The following is a 19,451-nucleotide window of genomic DNA, read 5'->3' as shown; positions in this document are numbered from 1 at the left end:
ACCGGATCGCTCGACTCCACGACGCGCGTAGAACGGGAAGGACCGTTCCACCGCCGAAGGTGCCCGAGCCGAAAGTGCCGAGACGACCATGACCGACGCCGCCTCCCCCCTCTTCCGGCCCCTGGCCGTGCGTTCGCTGCAACTGCCGAACCGCATCGTGATGTCGCCGATGACCCGCTCGCACTCCCCGAACGGAGTGCCCGGACCCGACGTCGCGGAGTACTACCGGCGCCGCGCAGCCGGCGGCACGGGACTGATCGTCACCGAGGGTGTCGCCATCGACCATCCGACCGCGGTGGACAACCCGCGCGTCCCCCACATGTACGGCGACGCGGCCCTCGAGGGCTGGCGGCGCGTCGTCGACGCCGTGCACGCCGAGGGCGGCCGGATCGTCCCGCAACTCTGGCACGTCGGCCCCCTGTGGGGAGCGATGAACCCGAAGGCCGATCCCACGCTCGTCCCGATGCGGCCGTCCGGTGTGTGGGGGCAGGTGGGGGTCACCTCCTACGGCGAGGAGTACGTCACCCGCGCCTCGGAACCCACCCGGGCCATGACCGAGGAGGACATCGAGCAGGTGATCGCCGCCTACGCGAGCGCGGCGGCCGCCGCCGCGGAGGTCGGCTTCGACGGTATCGCGCTGCACGGCGGCCACGGCTACCTGCTCGACTCCTTCCTGTGGGACCGGACCAACCTGCGCGACGACGAATGGGGCGGCGACCTCGAACGACGCTCCCGCTTCCCCGCTACGGTGGTCGCGGTGATCCGGTCGGCGATCGACCCGGGCCTGCCGATCCTCTACCGTTTCTCCCAGCACAAGCAGCAGGACTACACGGCGCGCATCGCCGAGAGCCCCGAGGAACTCGGGGCCCTGCTGACACCCCTGGCGCGCGCCGGGGTCGACGTCTTCGACGCGAGCATCCGCCGCTTCGAGACCCCCGCCTTCGAGGGCAGCGACCTGAGCCTGGCGGGATGGGCGAAGAAGGTCACCGGGACCCTGTCCATGGCGGTGGGCGGTGTCGGGATCGGCACGACCCTGCGGGAGAACCGTGCCACCGGGGCCGCCCCCACCCGCAACAACGTCCCCGAACTCGAACGCCGTATGGATGACGGCGAGTTCGACCTCGTCGCCATCGGCCGCCTGCATCTCGCCGATCCGGCGCTGGCGGCCACCCTGCGCCGGGGCGGTCCCCTGCCGGAGTTCGACCGGACCGTCCACGAAACCACCCTGACCTGACGCGACCGTGATCTTGCCGACGGACATTGGTACGGTCGCCGCCGGAGGTGGCACCGGATGGATTCGGACAGGATCGACGAACTCGTGCGCAGGGGCCTGCGGACCCGGGAGGAGCTCGAAGCCGTCCTCGGCAGCCCGCATCCGGGCATCGTCGACAAGGCACGACCGCACCTGACGCCGCTGATCAGGGAGTTCCTGTCGCTCGCCCGGTTCTTCACGATCGCCACGGCCGACGCCGCGGGCAACTGCGACTGCTCGCCGCGCGGCGATCTCGAGTCGTCGGTGCTGGTGCTCGACGACCACACCATCGTGCTGCCGGACCGGCCGGGCAACCGCCGCGCCGACTCGTACCGCAACATTCTCGAGAACCCGCACGTCGGACTGCTGTTCTTCGTCCCCGGCGACGAGGAGGTGCTGCGGATCAACGGGCGGGCGACGCTGTCGGACGACCCCGAACTGCTCGAGCGGATGTCGCTGCAGGGCCGGCCGGCACAGCTGGCGGTGATCGTGCGGATCGACGAGGTGTTCCTGCACTGCGCGCGGGCACTGCTGCGGGCGAAGCTGTGGGATCCGTCCACCTATCCGGAACGCGCGCTCGTGCCGTCGATGCGCGACATGCACGCCGAGCTGGTGGCGATCGACGTCCCGGCCGACGCCGAGCCCGGCAAACGCGAGCTGTATCGCGAATATCTCTACTGATTCTCCCGCCGTGTGCGTCACGATGGTCGGGTGAGCCCACGGATCGCACAGATACGCCGCTGGCGCGCGGGTGCCGCGGTGCGGGCACGGCTGCGCGACCTCACCGGCACCCTCGTCGTGGTCACCGGCGGTGCGAGCGGTATCGGCCGTGCGGCGGCCCGGGCGTTCGCCGCCGAGGGCGCCATCGTGGTCGTCGCCGACAAGGATCTCGACGGTGCCCGCGAGACCGTCGCGCTGATCGACATCCCACCGCCCACCGCGGGTGGTTCCACCGCGGTCTTCGGCGGCGGTGCCCACGCCTACCGGGTCGACGTCGCCGACGAGCAGCAGGTCCGCGAGTTCGCGCGGACCGTCCGCGACCGGCACGGCGTTCCCGACGTGCTGGTCAACAACGCCGGGATCGGCGTGATCGGGGCGTTCGCCGACACCCCGCAGAGCACCTTCGAGCACGTCATGGGCGTGAACTTCTGGGGCGTGGTGTACGGCTGCCGCGTGTTCTCCGAGCAGATGATCGAACGCGGGACGGGCGGGCACATCGTCAACGTGTCGTCGGCGGCCGCCTTCATGCCGCAACGCGATCTCGCCGCCTACTCCACGAGCAAGGCCGCGGTGTTCATGTTGTCGGAGTGTCTGAGGGCCGAACTGCTCGAGCACGGGATCGGGGTGACCGTGGTGTGCCCGGACCTGGTGGACACCGACCTGACCCGCACCACCGAGTACGTCGCCCCGAGCAACGAACTGCGCAGTGCACGACGCCGACGCACCCTCGCGATGTACCGGCGGCTGCACATCCCACCCGAGAAGGTGGCCGATGCGATCGTGGGGGCGGTGCGCCACAACCGTCCGGTCGTCACCGTCGCCCCCGGCGCGAAGATCCGGAAGTGGTTGATGCGCTTCGCACCCCGCGTCATGCGGGTCGGTGCCCGGTTCGACATCGGGCGGTGACCGCGACGGTCGTGCGCGCCGCGGTCACCGGCCGGGTCAGGCCTTCGAGGCGATCCAGTCGTGCAGCCACCGCGTGGCCGTGGTGCCGTGGCCGTCGACCACGTAGCGCGAGTAGTCCTGGTGCACCTGCGACTGGTAGAAGGTGCGGAGCTGCACCTCCCGCTGCCGGTTCGCCTCCGGGCTGAGCTGCAACTGCAGCATCGGCAGGCCACCGGCCGCCATGATGTCGTTGTAGAGCGTGGTGGCCTCGTTGCGGTACTTCTCGAGCTTGTCCATCGGGCTGCCCGCCGAGATCGCGAGGAAACCTGCGAGCCGGGTGACGAAGTCCTCGCGCGGGGTCGAGCAGTACAGATCGCCCACCGCGCAGATGGTGCGCACGTTGGGGGTGACGAAACCGAAACCTCCCGCACGCGCGCCGCCCGCACCGGTGCCGGGGACGGGTGCACCCACGAGCGGGTCGAGTTCACCGCGCCGGGGATCGGAGAGCAGGCCCACGGCGACGAGCCGGTGCGGCCCGACGACCCCGAGGCCGGTACCGATCTCGGCTGCGAGATCGCCTGCGGCATCGGCACCTTGGCTGTATCCGACGATCGCGAAGTTGGTGGACGGGCATTGCGCCGCGGTGGCGGCGATGATGCCGCGGGCGTTGTCGATCGCCCGGTTGCGCGACAGGGCGTAGATGTCGCCCTCCCACGGGAAGGCGGTGGCCGGGTACGCGACGTAGTCGACGCGGGTGCCGGCGGGTAATCCGGACGTGACCTGCGCCAGCATCCCGTTGCCCCGGCCCGGATCGGGGGTGTTCGAGGTCTCCCAGGTGCCGGGGATCGCCACGACGTTCAACGTCGGACATCCTGCCGGATTCGCCTGTGCCACAGGAATTGCCATGAACATCGCCGCGCAGGCCGCCACCGTTGAGGCCACGGTGGCCCACACCTTCTTCATCATCGTCACTGCTGCCCCGAACTCTAGTCGTGCCGTTCCTCCCCAGGAATTGTCGGTTAGAAGGATGACACACTTGTGAACCGGACGTGACACGTTGGAGTCCGAAAAGTTGCACCAGCGGTGTACGGGAGCAGCTATCCTGCCCTACCCGCGGACGACGAAGACCTGTCCCCCGCCGATGTTGGTCACGAAGACGTTGCCCGTGCCGTACTCGATCGCGGTGTAGGGCGAGGGCCGCTCCACGACGTTCGACCACGGCCCCGCAGCCGAATCGGTGACGACGATGTCGGGCCCGAAGAAGTTGGTGACGTAGACGTTTCCGGTGAACGGGTCGGTGACGACGGCTCCCGGAGGCGGCGGGGGCGGCGCCGGCAGGAGATCGGGTGCGACCACCCGGTCGACGACGGTCACCCCGCCCGTGCCGATGTTGGTGACGTAGACCCCGTCGTCACCGGCGTCGAGGATCATCTCGGGCATCGTGATGTCCGCGGCCGGTTCGGCGGTCTCGGCGGCCACGGGTTGCGGACGCACCTCGGTGCGGTGCACCGTGACGGCCCCGGTGCCGACGTTCGTGACCGCGACGTTGCCCAGTCCCCCGTCGACCCGCATCTCGACGAGCGCCGTGGAGACCTCCGTGCGGCCGGGGACCCGGCCCGCGGGATGGGTGACCGTCACCGCGCCGGGACCGACGTTGGTGATGCACGCGTTGCCGACGCCGGCCTGCACCCCGAGCAGACGCATGCCGTCGAACCCGAAGATCGGCGGGACGGGATCGGCGCCGTCCACCCGGATCCGACCGCCGCCGTTGCGGACGCAGTCGACGGGCGCCTGGTCGAGCGGGGGCACCGGGATCTGCTCGGCGAACCGTTCGGCGGGGAACTGTTCGGCGGGGAACTGTTCGGCCGGGAACTGTTCGGCCGGGAACTGGGGAATCAGGTCCGCGGGAAACTGCGGAAGCAGGTCCGCGGGAAACTGCGGAAGCAGGTCCGCGGGAAACTGCGGAAGCAGGTCCGTGGGGAACTGCGGGATCAGGTCGGCCGGGGCCGGCAGCACGGGCTCGGCGGCGGCCGACGGGGCCGCTGCCACGGCAGCTGCGGCAACCCCCGCCCCCATCACGACCGCCGCCCATGCCCGTCTCGTAGCCGTCATGCGCAGAACCATAACGGCTACAGGGCCTCACAGCACGGAAATGTCACAGACCCAGTGCGTGTTCCGGCCGGTCCGCGGTCCGCCAACCCGGGATCTCCGAACCCGACGCCCACGTCGAGTGCGTCCCGGAGCTGATCCGCTCGGGCAGACGCATGCGTGCGATCGGGCCGTCGGTGAGCCGCTGCGCGTCGAAGACCAGGCATTCCGAGAGGTCGCGGTTCATGTCGACGGTCAGGGTGACGAGATAGCCGTCGTCCTCGCCCGTGGACCCGATCCGCGGTGCCATCACCGTCTCACTGCCGAACACGCCGTCGCCCAGCGGGTAGTACTCCTCGGCACCCGTTACGGTGTCGTGCTTGACGAGACCGTCGAACAGGAACTTGCCGGGCACCCCGGTGGGAGCGTAGACGTAACGGTTCCTCCTGCCGGAGTGCTGGGGATTGATCATGCCGAACTCGGTGATCCGCTCCGAGAGCCGTTCCTCGGTCACCTTGCCCGTACGCATGTTCAGGCGCCAGCGGTGCAGGTGGGTTCCCATGTGGTCGAGGGCCAGGAAACGGAACATGCGGTCGTAGAGCGAGCCGGTGCCGGGATCCGGCGGCTCCGGGGTCTCCTGGTGGAAGCCCTCGAGGACGACCTCGTCGCCCTCCTCGTAGGCGTTGGTCCAGTGCAGGACGTAGGTCGGTTCCGCCTCGAACCAGACGATCTCGCTGCCGTCCCCTCGCCGCGGGAGGACACCGAGACGCATCGGCAGGTGGGGGTGGAAACGGGAGACGTACTTCCCGACCGCGAGGGCCTCGGGGAGCCAGAACAACGGGCAGTCGTTGAGGATCGCGTAGTTCTCGGTGAACGCCATGTCGTGGGGCAGACGCGGACCGGGAAGCTGGATACCCGTGTAGTGGACGAGCTTGTCCGAAGCGTCGACCACGCCGTAGTGCATGTACGGTGCGTCGGTGCCGTAGTTGAAGAACAGCATCTCGCCGGTGTGCGGATCGACCTTCGGGTGCGCGGACACACCGAGATCCGACGGGAAGTCGCCGCCCCACTCGGCCTTGCCGAGGGTGTCGAGCGAGAACGGGTCGAGCCGGTAGAGATCGCCGCACTGCCAGAAGCTGGTGAGCGCCACACCGTTGTGGACGACGACGTCGGTGCTCGAGGCGTCCTTCATCCGGCCCCGGGCGCCCCAGCCGTCCTGACGTTCCGACTTCGCCGGGTTCTCCGCGATCCCTGCCCACAGCCCGCGCCCGGCCTCCTGTTCGGCGAGGAAACCGTCGGTCTTGACGAACCTGTTGCGGTAGAAGGCCTTTCCGTCCCGGAATCCGACGAGGTGCACCATCCCGTCGCCGTCGAAGGGGTGGTACAGGCCCTGCTGGGCCGGGTGCACCGGATTCTCGGTGTTCCGGATGTACACGCCGTCCAGGTCGTCGGGCAGCTCTCCGATCACGTCCAGGTCGTCGGCACGATGCTCGGTGGTCTGCGGCCGCCAGGGGCCGGTGCGATAGGGGTGGTCGTCGTCGGCGGAGAGCGTGGACAGCGCCCGGCCGAGGATCTCGAGTTCCATCGATACTCCTTGGGGTCAGCCGATGATCAGGGATACGGTGGTAGTCGTACTGCCGCCGATGTTGAGCGTGGCCGCACGCCGGGCCCCGTCGACCTGGTAGCCACCGGCGGTGCCGGTGACCTGCCGGTGGCAGTCGAGCGCCATGCGCACGCCGGTCGCGCCGACGGGATGCCCGCCGCCGAGGAGGCCGCCGCTGGGGTTGACCGGCAGACGGCCGCCGATCTCGAGGTCGCCGGATTCGACGGCGCGCCAGCTCTCCCCCGGCGGGGTGAGACCGAAGTGGTCGATAGCGAGGTACTCGCTGATGCTGAAGCAGTCGTGCGTCTCGACGAGATCGAGGTCGTCGACGCGGTCGATGCCGGCGCGGCCGAAGGCGTCCTCGACGGTGGCCCGCAGGTGCGGGAACATCAGGCCGTCGGCCGAACTGCGGGCGAGCTTGTCCTCGAGGCCGAGCCCGACGGTGCGGTGGCCCCAGCCGAGGATCCGCGAACGGGCCCGCGAGTCGAAGCCGGGGTGGCGGGCCACGTAACGGTCGCTGACGAGCACGAGTCCCGCGGCGCCGTCGGTGAGCGGACCGCAGTCGATCCGGCGCAGGCTGCCCTCGACGATCGGGTTGGCGGTGTCGTCGGCGGTGAAGCACTCCGGCGCGTAGTCGCGGATGCGGGTCTGCGCGCGGGGATTGCGGCGCGCGTTGCGGATGTTCAGTTCGGAGATCGCCCACAGGTGGGCGTGGTCCAGCCCGTGGCGGGCCGAGTACTCGTCGGCGATGCGGGCGAACATGTAGGGCCAGATGTACTTCGCGTCCTGTCCCTCGTGCCCGACCCAGGAGGCGGGGCTCATGTAGTTCGTCCCGATGTCGCCGGGCACGGACTTCTCGATCTCCACGCCGAGGACGAGTGCGCAGTCGTAGCGGCCGGATTCGAGGTCGGCCATCGCGGCGAGGATCGCGAGCGAACCGGACGCGCACGCGCCCTCGTGACGGCTCGCGGGTACGTGCCACAGTTCGGGGATCACCGAGGCGGGCATCGCGCCGAGATGTCCCTGCCCGGTGTACAGCTGCCCGAAGGCGTTGCCGACGTGGACGACGTCCACCTCGTCGGGTTCGATGCCGGCGTCCGCGAGGGTTGCTCGCGCGACCTCGGCGGTGAGGTCGCCGATGTCGAGGCCCTCCCGGGTGACGTTCCGCGCGAAGTCGGTCTGGTGACCACCGGCGATCCACACCTGGGTCGATGTCATGTCGTCTCGCTTTCCGTATCCGGTCGACGTGGCGAGGTTCGATGTTGGAGAGTGGGTCCCTGCGGGGCACCGCCCCGCCGCACCATTTAGTACAGTTATTGAAGCATTTAGCTGCGCGGCTCGCAAGAGTCGCGCGCGAGGAGGGCCGGACGTGTACCGCACCGATGCAGCACCGAAGGACGATGCGGCACCGAAGGACACCGGCGCGACGTCGGCCGTCAATCCGCTCGCGGCGACACTCGACCTCCTCGGCGACCGGCTGACGCTGGCCCTGCTCGGGCACGCCTTCGTGAGCGGCGCGACCCGCTTCAACCGCTGGCTCGAACTGACCGGCGCCCCGTCCTCGGTGCTGTCCGACCGGCTGAACGCCCTCACGGAGGCGGGGGTCCTGGAGCGGTCACCCCAGTCCGAGGGCTCCGACCGCCACGACTACCTGCTCACCGAGCTGGGCCGCGCCACCTGGCCGATCCTCGTGTGCATCTGGGGCTGGCAGCGGGAGTGGACCGCCGAGGGGGCCTGGCAACCCGATCTCGTCCACGATCCGTGCGGCCACCGCGGACCCGCGATCGTGCGCTGCGGGACGTGCCACGCCCCGGTGACCGCCCACGAGACCGACATCGACATGGACGCCGAGGCGGTCTGGACGGTGACCTCGGGCGCGCGACGCCGGTCCAAGCGGGGGCCGGCACGCGGCGCAGCCGACGAGGACATCCAGTTCAACGCCGTCATGGAGGCTCTCGGCGACCGATGGAGCGGCGCGATCACGGGACTCGCCCTGGCCGGAACCCGCCGCTTCGCCCGGTTCCGGTCGGCACTCGACATCTCCCCCACGACCCTCACGGACCGGCTCGGGCGGTTGTGCGAGGCACGCATCCTGGAGCGGCCCGACGACTCCGGCCGTGAGTACCGCCTGACCCACCGCGGCCGTGCGCTGTTCGGAGTATTCGTCTTCCTGATCCGCTGGTCCGTGCTGGCCTTCCCCCAGATTCCCGGTCCTCTGCGGGTTCGTCACCTGACCTGCGGAAATCTGCTGATTCCCGAACTGCAGTGCCGGGGCTGCGACGGTCCTGTCGATCCGGTCTCGGCGCGCCTCGAGCCGATCGCGCCGCCTCCCCGGTCGGTGGCCGCCACCCCGCGGTCTTGACAGCATCCGACACCGGCCGGTATCACTTCGGTATCTGTAGTGACTGCCGTCACCACACCACCGTACGCCGGAGTCGATAACCGTGAACAGCAGCAAACCCGCATACATCTACGACGCCGTCCGGCTCCCCCGGGCCCGCGTGCGCAGGAGCGGCGGCACCCTCGCCGGGACCCGGCCCGTCGAAATGGTCGCCCACCTGCTCGAGGCGCTCGACGAACGGTGCGGGGCGTCCGAGGTCGTCGACGACGTGCTCCTCGGCATCAGTACCGTCACCGGCGAGCAGTCCGGCAACATCGCCCGTGCCGCGGTGCAGTGGGCGGGCTGGCCCGATCATGTCCCCGGTGGCGTGGTCTCCCGGATGTGCTGCTCCGGACTCGACGCCGTGGAGACGGGGGCGATGCGGGTGTCGGCGGGTGCCGCTCGTGCGGTGGTCGCGGGTGGGGTCGAATCGATGTCGCGGGTACCGATGTTCGCGGACTCACCGCCGATCGCCGCTGATCCGGACCTCGGTGAACGTACCGGTTTCGTCACCATCGGCGTGTCCGCCGATCTCACCGCCGCCCGTTACGGTTTCGGCCGGGACCTACTCGATTCCTACGCCGTGGCCTCGCACGGACGCGCCGCCCAGGCGCCGGCTCTCCCCTCCGTGGTCTCCCTGAAGGCCGGTGACGTCGCCCTCGACTCGGACGAAGGAGCCCGCCCCGACGTCACGCTCGAGGAACTCGCGGCACTCCCCGCACTCTTCGGTGACGATCCCTCCTGGGAGCGGGTGGTCCGCCGTCTGCCCGGCGCCCCGCGCCCGGTGGAGGGCCTCCATACCGTCGCCACCGCACCGCAACTCGCCGACGGGGCGTCCGCCGTACTGATCGGTGACGCCGAGACCGGGGAGAGACTGGCGCGGAAGCCGCGCGCACGGATCGTCGGCACCGCCCAGACCGCCGTCCGGTCACCGCTTCTCACCGCCCCCGTCGACGCTTCCAAGCGGGCCCTCGAGCGGGCCGGGATCTCGGCACGGGATCTCGACGTCGTCGAGGCCAACGAGTCGTTCGCGGTCACGCCGCTCATGATGATCGAGGAACTGGACCTGGACCCGGCCTGCGTCAATGCTTTCGGTGGCGCCCTGGCGGTCGGTCATCCGCTCGGTGCCACCGGCGGCATCCTCGTCGCCCAGGCCCTCGATCGGCTCGAGCGGACCGGCGGTGAACACGCTCTCGTCACGATTCCCGCCGCCCTCGGTCTCGGCGCGAGCCTCGTCCTGCGCCGCGTCTGAGCGGATACGGCATTCCTCCCCCGAATCGGATACTCCTGAGAAAGGCCGATCGATGTCCCAGCTGTCCACGACCCGTTCACGTCGTCGTTGTCACCCCGCCGACAAGGTTGCCGATCATCTGGCACGTGGCCTGTGGCGACCCGAGACGGTGACGGATCTGTTCGCCTCCTGGGTGGAGCGCCGGCCCGACCGGACCGCCACGACCGATCCCTCCAATCTCGGGGATCTGACCGGCGCGGCACCGCGGTCGCTGACCTGGCGCGAGCTCGACGACCACGTCCGGCAGATCGCAGCCGTGCTGTTCGCACACGGTATCCGCACGAACGACGTGGTGGCCGTACAGGTTCCGAACTCGGTGTCGCTGGTCGCGACCTATCTCGCACTGTGGCGTCTCGGCGCCGTCGCGACGCCGATGCCCACCTCCTACCGTCGCCACGAGTTGTCCGGCATCGTCGCCGCCACGAAGGCGGTGGCCGTGGTGACCGTCGGACGGCTCGGCGACCGGGAGTTCGCGGCCGACGCCCTCGGGCTCGTCGGTGAACACGACGGTCTGCGTACGGTCTTCGCGTTCGGCCCGCACGTGCCCGACGGCGCGGTGGAGATCGGGGACGTGCCGGTTCCGGCGGAGCAGGCCGCCGAGGCCGACGCCCGTGCCGCCGGTCTCGAGCACACGGTCAACGACGAGATCACCATCTGCTGGACCAGCGGAACCGAGTCCGCCCCCAAGGGGATCCCGAGGTGCCACGCCGACTGGCTCGCCGTGGGCTACGGCGTCCAGGACGCGATGGAGACGGACGAGGACTCGGTCCTGCTCAATCCCTTCCCGCTGGTGAACATGGCCGGTTTCGCGGCCGCGCTGCTGCCCTGGCTGATCGGGGGCGGGCATCTCGTCCATCACCACCCGCTCGATATCGGGGTCTACCTGGCCCAGATCCAGCAGCACCGGGCCACCCACACCATCACGGCCCCGGCGATCCTGACGATGCTGCTGCAGAACGACAAGCTCCGCAACACCTTCGACCTGTCGTCGCTGCAGCGTGTCGGCGCCGGCGGCGCACCCCTGGCTCCGTCCGTCGTCGCGGCGTGGCAGAACGACCACGGCATCGAGGTGATCAACTTCTTCGGATCCAACGAGGGCCTCTGCCTGCTCGGTGCACCCAACGACATCCCCGATCCCGAACTGCGTGCCGAGCACCTCCCCAACTACGCGGCGCGGGAAAAGGAGTGGGTCGCCCACCTCGCCCGCCACACCGAGGTGAAGCTGGTCGATCCCGAGACGGGAGAGATCGTCACCTCGACCGGTGGCCGCGGCGAGCTGCGGCTGAAGGGACCGACGGTGTTCGCCGGATATCTCGAGGGCACCGCCGCGTCGTCACCGTTCGACGAGGACGGATTCCTCTGCAGCGGAGACGTGTTCGAACTCTGTGGCGAGAACGGCGAATACCTGCGGTTCGTCGACCGCATCAAGGAGATCATCATCCGCGGCGGCATGAACATCGCGCCCGCGGAGGTCGAGGGACTGCTGCAGGAACATCCTGCCGTCGCGGAGGTCGCGGTCGTGGGCGTCCCCGACGAGGTCCTCGGTGAGAAGTGCTGCGCCGTCGTGGTTCCGGCCGAAGGTGCGAACCCGACGCTGGAGGACCTCGTCGAGCATCTCCGTCGTCACGACGTCGCATCGTTCAAGCTGCCCGAGCAACTGCGGATCGTGGACACGCTGCCCCGCAACGCCGTCGGGAAACTGCTGCGCCGCCACATCCGCACCGAACTGCTGGAGACCGAGCGGTGACCGTCACGTCCCGACCCGACCGTACGGCCCTGCTCGCGGGGCTCCGGCTGCCGGTCGTCGCGGCACCGATGTTCCTGATCTCCGGTCCCGATCTCGTGATCGCCGCCGCCGCATCGGGAATCGTGGGAGCGTTCCCGACACCGAACTGCCGGACGACCGCGGAACTCGACACGTGGATGGGCACGATCTCGGACGGGCTCGCCTCCGCGGGCGCACCCGCGGCCCCGTGGGCGGTGAATCTCGTGACCCACCGCACCAACGCCCGTCTCGCCGACGATCTCCGACTGGTCGCGGAATACCGCCCGCCCGTGGTCATCACGGCTCTCGGTTCCCCGGAGCCGGTCATGGACACGGTCAAGGGGTACGGCGGCCTGGTGCTGGCGGACGTGGCGTCGGTGCGTCTCGCCCACAAGGCCGCCGGGTTCGGTGTCGACGGGCTGGCCTGCATCTCGGCCGGGGCCGGCGGGCACACCGGTCACCTGTCCCCGTTCGCGTTCGTCTCGTCGGTGCGCAGGTTCTTCGACGGGATCGTCGTGATCGGCGGCGGGATCGGGGACGGCTGGGGTGTGGCCGGTGCCGTGGCGGCCGGAGCGGATCTCGTCTACATGGGTACCCGGTTCCTCGCCACCGCGGAGAGCATGGCGCCGCCGGAGTACAAGCGGATGGTCGTCGAGCACGGGCCCGACGATCTGGTGGTGAGCGCGGGGATCACGGGAACGCCCGCCTCCTGGCTGCGGCCGAGCCTGATCGCCAACGGCCTCGATCCGGAGGCTCTCACGGCCCCGGCGACCCGCGACTACGACGCCACGAAGAGCGTGCAGGGCCGGTGGAAGGACGTCTGGGCGGCGGGCCAGGGCCTGGGTCTCATCGACGGGATCGGGACGGTCGCCGAGGTCGTCGAGGAGCTGGTCGCCGAGTACGACGCCGCGCGGGCACGCTTCACCGGCCTGCCCGGGATACGGATGCCCTCCGGAAGTTGAATGCGCGGCGAATCCGCCGCGCTGTTCTGCTGGGCGATGTTCGTGGCGATCCTCGTCGGGCCGGGAGCCCGATCGACCGGATCCTCGCGCGGCGACACACCGCCCCGGACGCATCCACACCGCACACGAGAGCGGGGTCGCACACCTTCCGGTGTGCGACCCCGCTCTTCTCACCGCATCAAGCGCTACGACGCTGGAGCACTCGACCTCTCGGAGCGCTCAGCGCTGCGGCGCAGAGGTGGTGGCGATCGGCGCCGGCAGCGCCGTCTCACCCTCGAGGTAACGGTCCACGGCGGCCGCGCACGCACGGCCCTCCGCGATCGCCCAGACGATGAGCGACTGGCCGCGGCCCATGTCGCCGGCGACGAAGACACCGTCGACGCTGGTGGCCCAGTCCTTCGAGCGGGCGACGTTGCCGCGCTGATCGAACTCGACTCCCAGATCGTCGAGCAGGCCTTCCTTCTGGGCTCCGGTGAAGCCCATGGCCAGCAGCACCAGGTCGGCCTCGAGCTCGAAGTCGGTGCCCTCGACCTTCTCGAAGCGGCCGTCGACGAACTTCACCTCGTGGGCGCGCAGACCGGTGACCTTGCCGTTCTCGCCGAGGAACTGCTCGGTGTTGACGGAGAAGACCCGCTCGCCACCCTCCTCGTGCGCCGACGAGACCCGGTACATGAGCGGGTAGGTCGGCCACGGGGTGGACTCGGCGCGCTGCTCCGGCGGACGCGGCATGATCTCGAACTGGTGGACGCTCACCGCACCCTGGCGGTGCGAGGTGCCCAGACAGTCGGCACCGGTGTCGCCGCCGCCGATGATGACGACCTTCTTGCCCTCGGCCGTGATGGTCGGGGCCGGCAGGTCGCCGAGCTGCACGCGATTGGCGATCGGCAGGAACTCCATGGCCTGGTGGATGCCGTCGAGTTCGCGGCCCGGGATCGGCAGATCACGCGGAACCGTCGCACCACCGGCGAGGACCACGGCGTCGAACTGCTCGCGCAGCTCGTCGGCGGTGATGTCCACACCCACGTTCACGCCCGGGCGGAAGACGGTTCCCTCGGCCTCCATCTGCGCGAGACGGCGATCGATGAAGCGCTTCTCCATCTTGAACTCGGGGATGCCGTAGCGGAGCAGACCACCGATGCGGTCGGCCCGCTCGAACACCGTCACCGAGTGGCCGGCGCGTGTGAGCTGCTGTGCCGCAGCGAGACCCGCGGGGCCCGAGCCGACGACCGCGACCTTGCGACCGGTGGACTTCGACGGCGGAACCGGCTTGACGCGGCCCTCGTCGAAGGCCTTCTCGATCAGCTCGACCTCGACCTGCTTGATGGTCACCGGATCCTGGTTGATGCCGAGGACGCACGACGCCTCGCAGGGCGCCGGGCACAGCCGGCCGGTGAACTCCGGGAAGTTGTTGGTCGCGTGGAGACGCTCGATGCCGTCCTCCCACTTGCCCTTGTAGGCCAGGTCGTTCCACTCGGGGATCAGGTTTCCGAGCGGGCAACCGTTGTGGCAGAAGGGGATACCGCAGTCCATGCAGCGGCTCGCCTGGGTCTGGAGGGTCTCGAGCGGGAACGGCTCGTAAACCTCCTTCCAATCGAGCAGCCGCAGCGGGACGGGCCGGCGAACCGGGGTCTCGCGGGAACCGTGCTTGAGGAAACCGGTCGGATCACCCACGAGCAGCCTCCATGATCGCCTCGTCCACGTTCGCACCACGAATGGTGGCGTCCTTGATAGCCATGAGTACCTTCTTGTAATCGCGAGGCATGACCTTCGCGAAATGGCTGACCTGTTGTGACCAGTCGGCCAGGATGCGGGCTGCGACCTCGGAGCCCGTTTCGTCACGATGCCGTTCGATGGCTCCCTTGAGCCACGCGAAGTCCTCGCCCTCGAGGTCCTCGAGATCGACCAGCTCGGTATTGAGGTTGTTCTCGAAGTCCTTGTCCGGGTTGTACACGAACGCGACACCACCGGACATACCCGCACCGAAGTTGCGGCCGGTCTTGCCGAGGATGACGACCTTGCCACCGGTCATGTACTCGCAGCCGTGGTCGCCGACACCTTCGACGACGGCCGTGGCTCCGGAGTTGCGGACGGCGAACCGTTCACCCGCCACACCGCGGATGAGGGCCTCGCCGGCGGTGGCACCGAACAGGACGACGTTGCCCGCGATGATGTTGTCCTCGGCGACGAAGCCCTCGGACGCGTTCAACGGCGGGCGCACGATGATGCGGCCACCCGACAGGCCCTTGCCGACGAAGTCGTTCGCGTCGCCGTTGAGCCGCATCGTGATGCCGCGCGGGACGAACGCACCGAAGCTGTTACCGGCGGACCCGGTGAACGTGATGTCGATCGTGTCGTCCGGCAGGCCTTCCGCACCGTACTTCTTGGTGAGCTCGTGACCGAGCATCGTGCCGACGGTGCGGTTGACGTTGGTGACCGGCGTGTCGAACGCGACCGGCGTACCCGACTCGAGGGCCGGCTGCGCCTTGGCGATCAGCTCGTTGTCCAGCGCCTTGTCGAGAGCGTGGTACTGCTCCTTGGTGCAGTAGTAGTCCTGCTCCGTGAACAGAGGCGAGGTGACCTTCTCGAGCAGCGGCGACAGGTCGAGCTTCGACGCGCGGTAGTGCTCGACGGCCTTACGGGTGTCGAGGTACTCCACCTGGCCGATGGCCTCGTCGAGGCTGCGGAAACCGAGCTCGGCGAGGTACTCGCGCACCTCTTCGGCGATGAAGAGCATGAAGTTCTCGACGAACTCCGGCTTGCCGGTGAATCGCTTGCGCAGCACGGGATTCTGCGTCGCGACACCCACGGGGCAGGTGTCGAGATGACACACGCGCATCATGATGCAGCCCGAGACCACCAGCGGGGCGGTGGCGAAACCGAACTCCTCGGCACCGAGAAGCGCGGCGACCATCACGTCGCGGCCGGTCTTCATCTGGCCGTCGACCTGCACGACGATGCGGTCGCGCAGACCGTTGAGCATGAGGGTCTGCTGGGTCTCGGCCAGGCCGATCTCCCAGGGGGCACCCGCGTGCTTGAGGGAGGTCAGCGGCGAGGCACCGGTGCCACCGTCGTGGCCCGAGATGAGCACGACGTCCGCGTGGGCCTTGGACACACCGGCCGCGACCGTGCCGACGCCGAGCTCGGAGACCAGCTTCACGTGGATGCGGGCCTTCGGGTTGGCGTTCTTCAGGTCGTGGATCAGCTGCGCCAGATCTTCGATCGAGTAGATGTCGTGGTGCGGCGGCGGCGAGATCAGGCCGACGCCCGGCGTCGAACCACGGACCTCGGCGACCCACGGGTACACCTTGTGCGGCGGCAGCTGGCCGCCCTCACCCGGCTTGGCACCCTGCGCCATCTTGATCTGGATGTCGGTGCAATTGCTCAGGTAGTGCGCGGTCACACCGAAGCGGCCCGAGGCGACCTGCTTGATCGCCGAACGCCGCCAGTCGCCGTTCTCGTCCGGGGTGAAGCGGGCGGGATGCTCGCCGCCCTCACCGGAGTTGGAGCGGGCACCGAGACGGTTCATCGCGATCGCGAGGGTCTCGTGGGCCTCGGCCGAGATCGAACCGTAGCTCATCGCGCCGGTGGAGAACCGCTTGACGATCTCGGTGGCCGGCTCGACCTCCTCGATCGGGACCGGCGGGCGCACACCCTTCTTGAACTCGAACAGACCGCGCAGCGACGCGAGCCGCTCCGACTGGTCGTCGACGAGCTTGGTGTACTCCTTGAAGATCTTGTACTGGCCCGTGCGAGTGGAGTGCTGGAGCTTGAACACCGTGTCCGGGTTGAACAGGTGGTACTCGCCCTCACGACGCCACTGGTACTCGCCACCGACCTCGAGCTCGCGGTGCGCGCGCTCGGAGGCACGGTCGAGGAAGGCGATGCGGTGCCGCGCCGCGACGTCCGCGGCGATCTCGTCGAGGCCGACGCCGCCGAGCTGCGACTGCAGGCCGGTGAAGTACTCGTCGACGAGTTCCTGCGACAGGCCGATGACCTGGAACAGCTGGGCGCCGGTGTAGGAGGCGAGGGTGGAGATGCCCATCTTGGACATCACCTTGAGCACGCCCTTCGAGGCCGCCTTGATGTAGTTGGCGATGGCCTTCTCGAGGGTCATGCCCTCGGGCAGGTCGCCGTTCTGCAGCAGCTCGTCGATGCTCTCGAACGCCATGTACGGGTTGACCACGGCCGCACCGAAACCGCACAGGGCGGCGATGTGATGGACCTCGCGGGCGTCGCCTGCCTCGACGAGCAGACCCACCTTGGTGCGGGTCTTCTCGCGGACGAGGTGGTGGTGCACCGCGGAGGTGAGCAGCAGCGACGGAATCGGCGCCAGCTTCTCGTCGGACTCGCGGTCGGACAGCACGATCAGGCGTGCGCCCTTCTCGATGGCCTGCGAGACCTGGGCGCGGATCGACTCGAGCGCCCGGCGCAGACCCTCGCCGCCCTCGGCGACCGGGTACAGGCCACGGATGATGACGCTGTTGAAACCCGGGAACTGCTTCTCGTCGTTGACGTGGATGAGCTTCTGCAGGTCGTCGTTGTCGATGACCGGCGCGGAAACGAGGATCTGCCGGCACGACGCCTCGGTCGGGTTCAGCAGGTCGCCCTCGGGGCCGAGCATGGTGCCCATGCTCGTGACGATCTCCTCGCGGATCGCGTCCAGCGGCGGGTTCGTCACCTGTGCGAACAGCTGCGAGAAGAAGTCGAACAGCTGACGCGGACGCGAGGACAGCACGGCGATGGGGGTGTCGGTACCCATCGAGCCGAGCGCCTCGGCGCCGGAGGCCGCCATCGGCTTGACGAGCAGGTCGACCTCTTCACGGGTGTAGCCGAAGACCTGCTGACGCAGCACGACGCGCTCGTGCGACATGTAGGTGTACTTGCTCTCGGGCAGGTCCTCGAGGCGGGTGACACCGTTGGCGACCCACTCCTCGTAGGGGTGCTCGGAGGCCAGCTCGCGCTTGATCTCCTCGTCCTCGACGATGCGGCCCTTCGAGGTGTCGACCAGGAACATGCGGCCCGGCTGCAGGCGACGCTTGCTGACGATCTTCTCGGCGGGGATGTCGAGCACGCCGACCTCGGAGGCCATGACGACGAGACCGTCGTCGGTGACCCAGGCACGCGAGGGACGCAGACCGTTGCGGTCGAGCACGGCGCCGATGACGGTGCCGTCGGTGAAGCACACCGAGGCCGGTCCGTCCCAGGGCTCCATGAGGGCCGCGTGGTACTCGTAGAACGCGCGGCGGGCCGGGTCCATCGACTCGTGCCGCTCCCACGCCTCGGGGATCATCATGAGCACGGCGTGCGGCAGGCTGCGGCCGCCGAGGTGCAGCAGTTCGAGCACCTCGTCGAAGCGCGCGGTGTCCGAAGCGCCCGGCGTGCAGACGGGGAAGATCTTCTCGAGCTTCTCGCGACCGCCGAAGACCTCGGTGTCGATGAGCGCCTCGCGGGCCCGCATCCAGTTGGCGTTGCCGGTGACGGTGTTGATCTCACCGTTGTGCGCGACGCGGCGGAAGGGATGCGCCAGCGGCCACGACGGGAACGTGTTGGTGGAGAAGCGCGAGTGCACCAGGCCGAGGGCCGACACGACACGCTCGTCCTGCAGGTCGCGGTAGAAGCCCTTGAGCTGCGGCGTGGTGAGCATGCCCTTGTAGACGATGGTCGACGCCGACAGCGACGGGAAGTAGACCGTCTCGCTGCCGGGGCCGTCCTCGCCGGCACCGTGGTGGCCGAGCTCGTGCTCGGTGCGCTTGCGCACGACGTACGCGCGGCGCTCGAGCTCGAGACCGGTCAGGGCGCGGGCACCCGACGCGATGAAGATCTGACGGAAAGTGGGCATGGCGTCCTTGGCCATGGAGCCCAGATCGGAGTCGTCGACCGGCACCTCGCGCCAGCCGAGGACCTCGAGGCCTTCCTCCTGGACGATGCGGTCGACCTCGGCGGCGGCCTCGGCGGCGGCTTCCTCGCCCTTGGGCAGGAAGGCGATGCCGGTCGCGTAGGCGCCCTCGGCGGGCAGGTCGAAGTCGACGACCTCGCGGAAGTAGGCGTCCGGGATCTGGATCAGGATGCCGGCGCCGTCGCCGGTGTTCTGCTCCGCGCCGGCGGCGCCGCGATGCTCGAGATTGACAAGGGCGGTGATTGCCTTCTCGACGATGTCCCGGCTGCGGCGACCGTGCATGTCGACGACGAACGCGACACCACAGGAGTCGTGCTCGTTCGCGGGATGATAGAGCCCTCGAGGCCCGGGGAGATGAGTCATACCTAGCCTTCGTTGATGCGATAGCACCGACGACCAGCAGCGCTGATGGCCATCTACTGCCGTAGATCAGGTGTCGGCCGGGTGCCCGACACCTTTCGACATCGCCAGTATCCGCTCATCCGCGACGGTGCGGGTGCCTTTTTCGGCAGCACGAGCGTGGACCCGGCGATCGGTGGGACGTCGTGGGCCCACCGTTCTCGAAAAGTACGATATGCCAGGTAGCGGGGGGTGACGCAAGCAAGCCTG

Annotated in this window: 14 protein-coding genes; 8 read left to right on the top strand and 6 right to left on the bottom strand. The window is 69.1% G+C overall.

The features are described 5' to 3' along the window. The first annotated feature begins 88 nt into the window (after positions 1–88). Genes OED52_RS00380 through OED52_RS00370 form a run of 3 tightly spaced genes read left to right on the top strand, consistent with a single transcriptional unit; the run spans position 89 to position 2,878 of the window. Complete coding sequence (locus tag OED52_RS00380) at positions 89–1,234, top strand: oxidoreductase (RefSeq protein WP_264152762.1); 1,146 nt, start codon at positions 89–91, stop codon at positions 1,232–1,234. A 57-nt stretch (positions 1,235–1,291) separates the two neighbouring features. Beyond that, positions 1,292–1,933: a pyridoxamine 5'-phosphate oxidase family protein gene (locus tag OED52_RS00375; protein WP_264152761.1), complete on the top strand. Its 642-nt coding sequence runs from the start codon at positions 1,292–1,294 to the stop codon at positions 1,931–1,933. Positions 1,934–1,963: 30 nt separating this feature from the next. Beyond that, positions 1,964–2,878, top strand: a complete 915-nt coding sequence (locus OED52_RS00370; RefSeq protein ID WP_264152760.1) for an SDR family NAD(P)-dependent oxidoreductase — start codon at positions 1,964–1,966, stop codon at positions 2,876–2,878. A gap of 36 nt (positions 2,879–2,914) precedes the next feature. On the opposite strand, the gene OED52_RS00365 is transcribed toward OED52_RS00370, so the two are convergent. After that, entirely contained in the window at positions 2,915–3,763 is an 849-nt protein-coding gene (locus OED52_RS00365; RefSeq protein WP_318841931.1) for a cutinase family protein, read from the bottom strand. Here OED52_RS00365 and OED52_RS00360 point away from each other — a divergent pair. Next, a complete protein-coding gene (locus OED52_RS00360; protein WP_264154807.1) occupies positions 3,762–3,899 on the top strand; it encodes a hypothetical protein in 138 nt (45 codons plus the stop codon). The genes OED52_RS00365 and OED52_RS00360 overlap by 2 nt on opposite strands. A 65-nt stretch (positions 3,900–3,964) precedes the next feature. Here OED52_RS00360 and OED52_RS00355 read toward each other — a convergent pair whose 3' ends face one another. The 3 genes from OED52_RS00355 to OED52_RS00345 are packed head-to-tail and all read right to left on the bottom strand — an operon-like array spanning position 3,965 to position 7,766. Beyond that, positions 3,965–4,969 carry a YncE family protein gene (locus tag OED52_RS00355; protein WP_264152759.1) on the bottom strand — a complete coding sequence of 335 codons (1,005 nt, stop codon included), beginning with the start codon at positions 4,967–4,969 and terminating at the stop codon, positions 3,965–3,967. Between the two features lie 43 nt (positions 4,970–5,012). Continuing rightward, entirely contained in the window at positions 5,013–6,530 is a 1,518-nt protein-coding gene (locus OED52_RS00350) for a carotenoid oxygenase family protein (protein WP_264152758.1), read from the bottom strand. A gap of 15 nt (positions 6,531–6,545) precedes the next feature. Continuing rightward, complete coding sequence (locus OED52_RS00345) at positions 6,546–7,766, bottom strand: acetyl-CoA acetyltransferase (protein ID WP_264152757.1); 1,221 nt, start codon at positions 7,764–7,766, stop codon at positions 6,546–6,548. Between the two features lie 151 nt (positions 7,767–7,917). On the opposite strand from OED52_RS00345, the gene OED52_RS00340 reads away from it, so the two are divergent. The 4 genes from OED52_RS00340 to OED52_RS00325 all read left to right on the top strand — a co-directional run bounded on the left by OED52_RS00340 (position 7,918) and on the right by OED52_RS00325 (position 12,946). Beyond that, positions 7,918–8,910: a winged helix-turn-helix transcriptional regulator gene (locus OED52_RS00340; protein WP_264152756.1), complete on the top strand. Its 993-nt coding sequence runs from the start codon at positions 7,918–7,920 to the stop codon at positions 8,908–8,910. An 82-nt stretch (positions 8,911–8,992) separates the two neighbouring features. Then, on the top strand, positions 8,993–10,180 hold the full coding sequence (locus tag OED52_RS00335) for an acetyl-CoA C-acyltransferase (RefSeq protein WP_264152755.1): 1,188 nt from the start codon (positions 8,993–8,995) through the stop codon (positions 10,178–10,180). Between the two features lie 52 nt (positions 10,181–10,232). Continuing rightward, positions 10,233–11,966, top strand: coding sequence for a class I adenylate-forming enzyme family protein (locus tag OED52_RS00330; RefSeq protein ID WP_264152754.1), 1,734 nt, complete (start codon positions 10,233–10,235; stop codon positions 11,964–11,966). Next, positions 11,963–12,946 carry an NAD(P)H-dependent flavin oxidoreductase gene (locus OED52_RS00325; RefSeq protein ID WP_264152753.1) on the top strand — a complete coding sequence of 328 codons (984 nt, stop codon included), beginning with the start codon at positions 11,963–11,965 and terminating at the stop codon, positions 12,944–12,946. Before OED52_RS00330 ends, OED52_RS00325 begins: the two co-directional genes overlap by 4 nt. A gap of 219 nt (positions 12,947–13,165) precedes the next feature. On the opposite strand, the gene OED52_RS00320 is transcribed toward OED52_RS00325, so the two are convergent. Together OED52_RS00320 and gltB are read right to left on the bottom strand one after the other, a co-directional pair. Further along, a complete protein-coding gene (locus OED52_RS00320) occupies positions 13,166–14,617 on the bottom strand; it encodes a glutamate synthase subunit beta (RefSeq protein WP_264152752.1) in 1,452 nt (483 codons plus the stop codon). Continuing rightward, positions 14,610–19,205, bottom strand: coding sequence for a glutamate synthase large subunit (gene gltB, locus OED52_RS00315; protein WP_264152751.1), 4,596 nt, complete (start codon positions 19,203–19,205; stop codon positions 14,610–14,612). The genes OED52_RS00320 and gltB overlap by 8 nt, the downstream gene beginning before the upstream one ends. Between the last annotated feature and the right edge of the window lie 246 nt (positions 19,206–19,451).

The organism is Rhodococcus sp. Z13 (genome assembly GCF_025837095.1).
In the GTDB taxonomy this organism is placed as follows: Bacteria; Actinomycetota; Actinomycetes; order Mycobacteriales; family Mycobacteriaceae; genus Rhodococcus; species Rhodococcus sacchari.
The sequence above is the reverse complement of the archived record's forward strand: the minus strand, read 5'-3'. Positions and strand labels throughout refer to the sequence as shown.

Excerpts from the sequence above, each read along its gene's own strand:
- OED52_RS00380 (WP_264152762.1), top strand. The coding sequence starts at position 89 with ATGACCGACGCCGCCTCCCCCCTCTTCCGGCCCCTGGCCGTGCGTTCG.
- OED52_RS00375 (WP_264152761.1), top strand. The coding sequence starts at position 1,292 with ATGGATTCGGACAGGATCGACGAACTCGTGCGCAGGGGCCTGCGGACC.
- OED52_RS00360 (WP_264154807.1), top strand. The coding sequence starts at position 3,762 with ATGAACATCGCCGCGCAGGCCGCCACCGTTGAGGCCACGGTGGCCCAC.
- OED52_RS00365 (WP_318841931.1), bottom strand. The coding sequence starts at position 3,763 with ATGGCAATTCCTGTGGCACAGGCGAATCCGGCAGGATGTCCGACGTTG.
- OED52_RS00355 (WP_264152759.1), bottom strand. The coding sequence starts at position 4,969 with ATGACGGCTACGAGACGGGCATGGGCGGCGGTCGTGATGGGGGCGGGG.
- OED52_RS00350 (WP_264152758.1), bottom strand. The coding sequence starts at position 6,530 with ATGGAACTCGAGATCCTCGGCCGGGCGCTGTCCACGCTCTCCGCCGAC.
- OED52_RS00345 (WP_264152757.1), bottom strand. The coding sequence starts at position 7,766 with ATGACATCGACCCAGGTGTGGATCGCCGGTGGTCACCAGACCGACTTC.
- OED52_RS00330 (WP_264152754.1), top strand. The coding sequence starts at position 10,233 with ATGTCCCAGCTGTCCACGACCCGTTCACGTCGTCGTTGTCACCCCGCC.
- gltB (WP_264152751.1), bottom strand. The coding sequence starts at position 19,205 with ATGACTCATCTCCCCGGGCCTCGAGGGCTCTATCATCCCGCGAACGAG.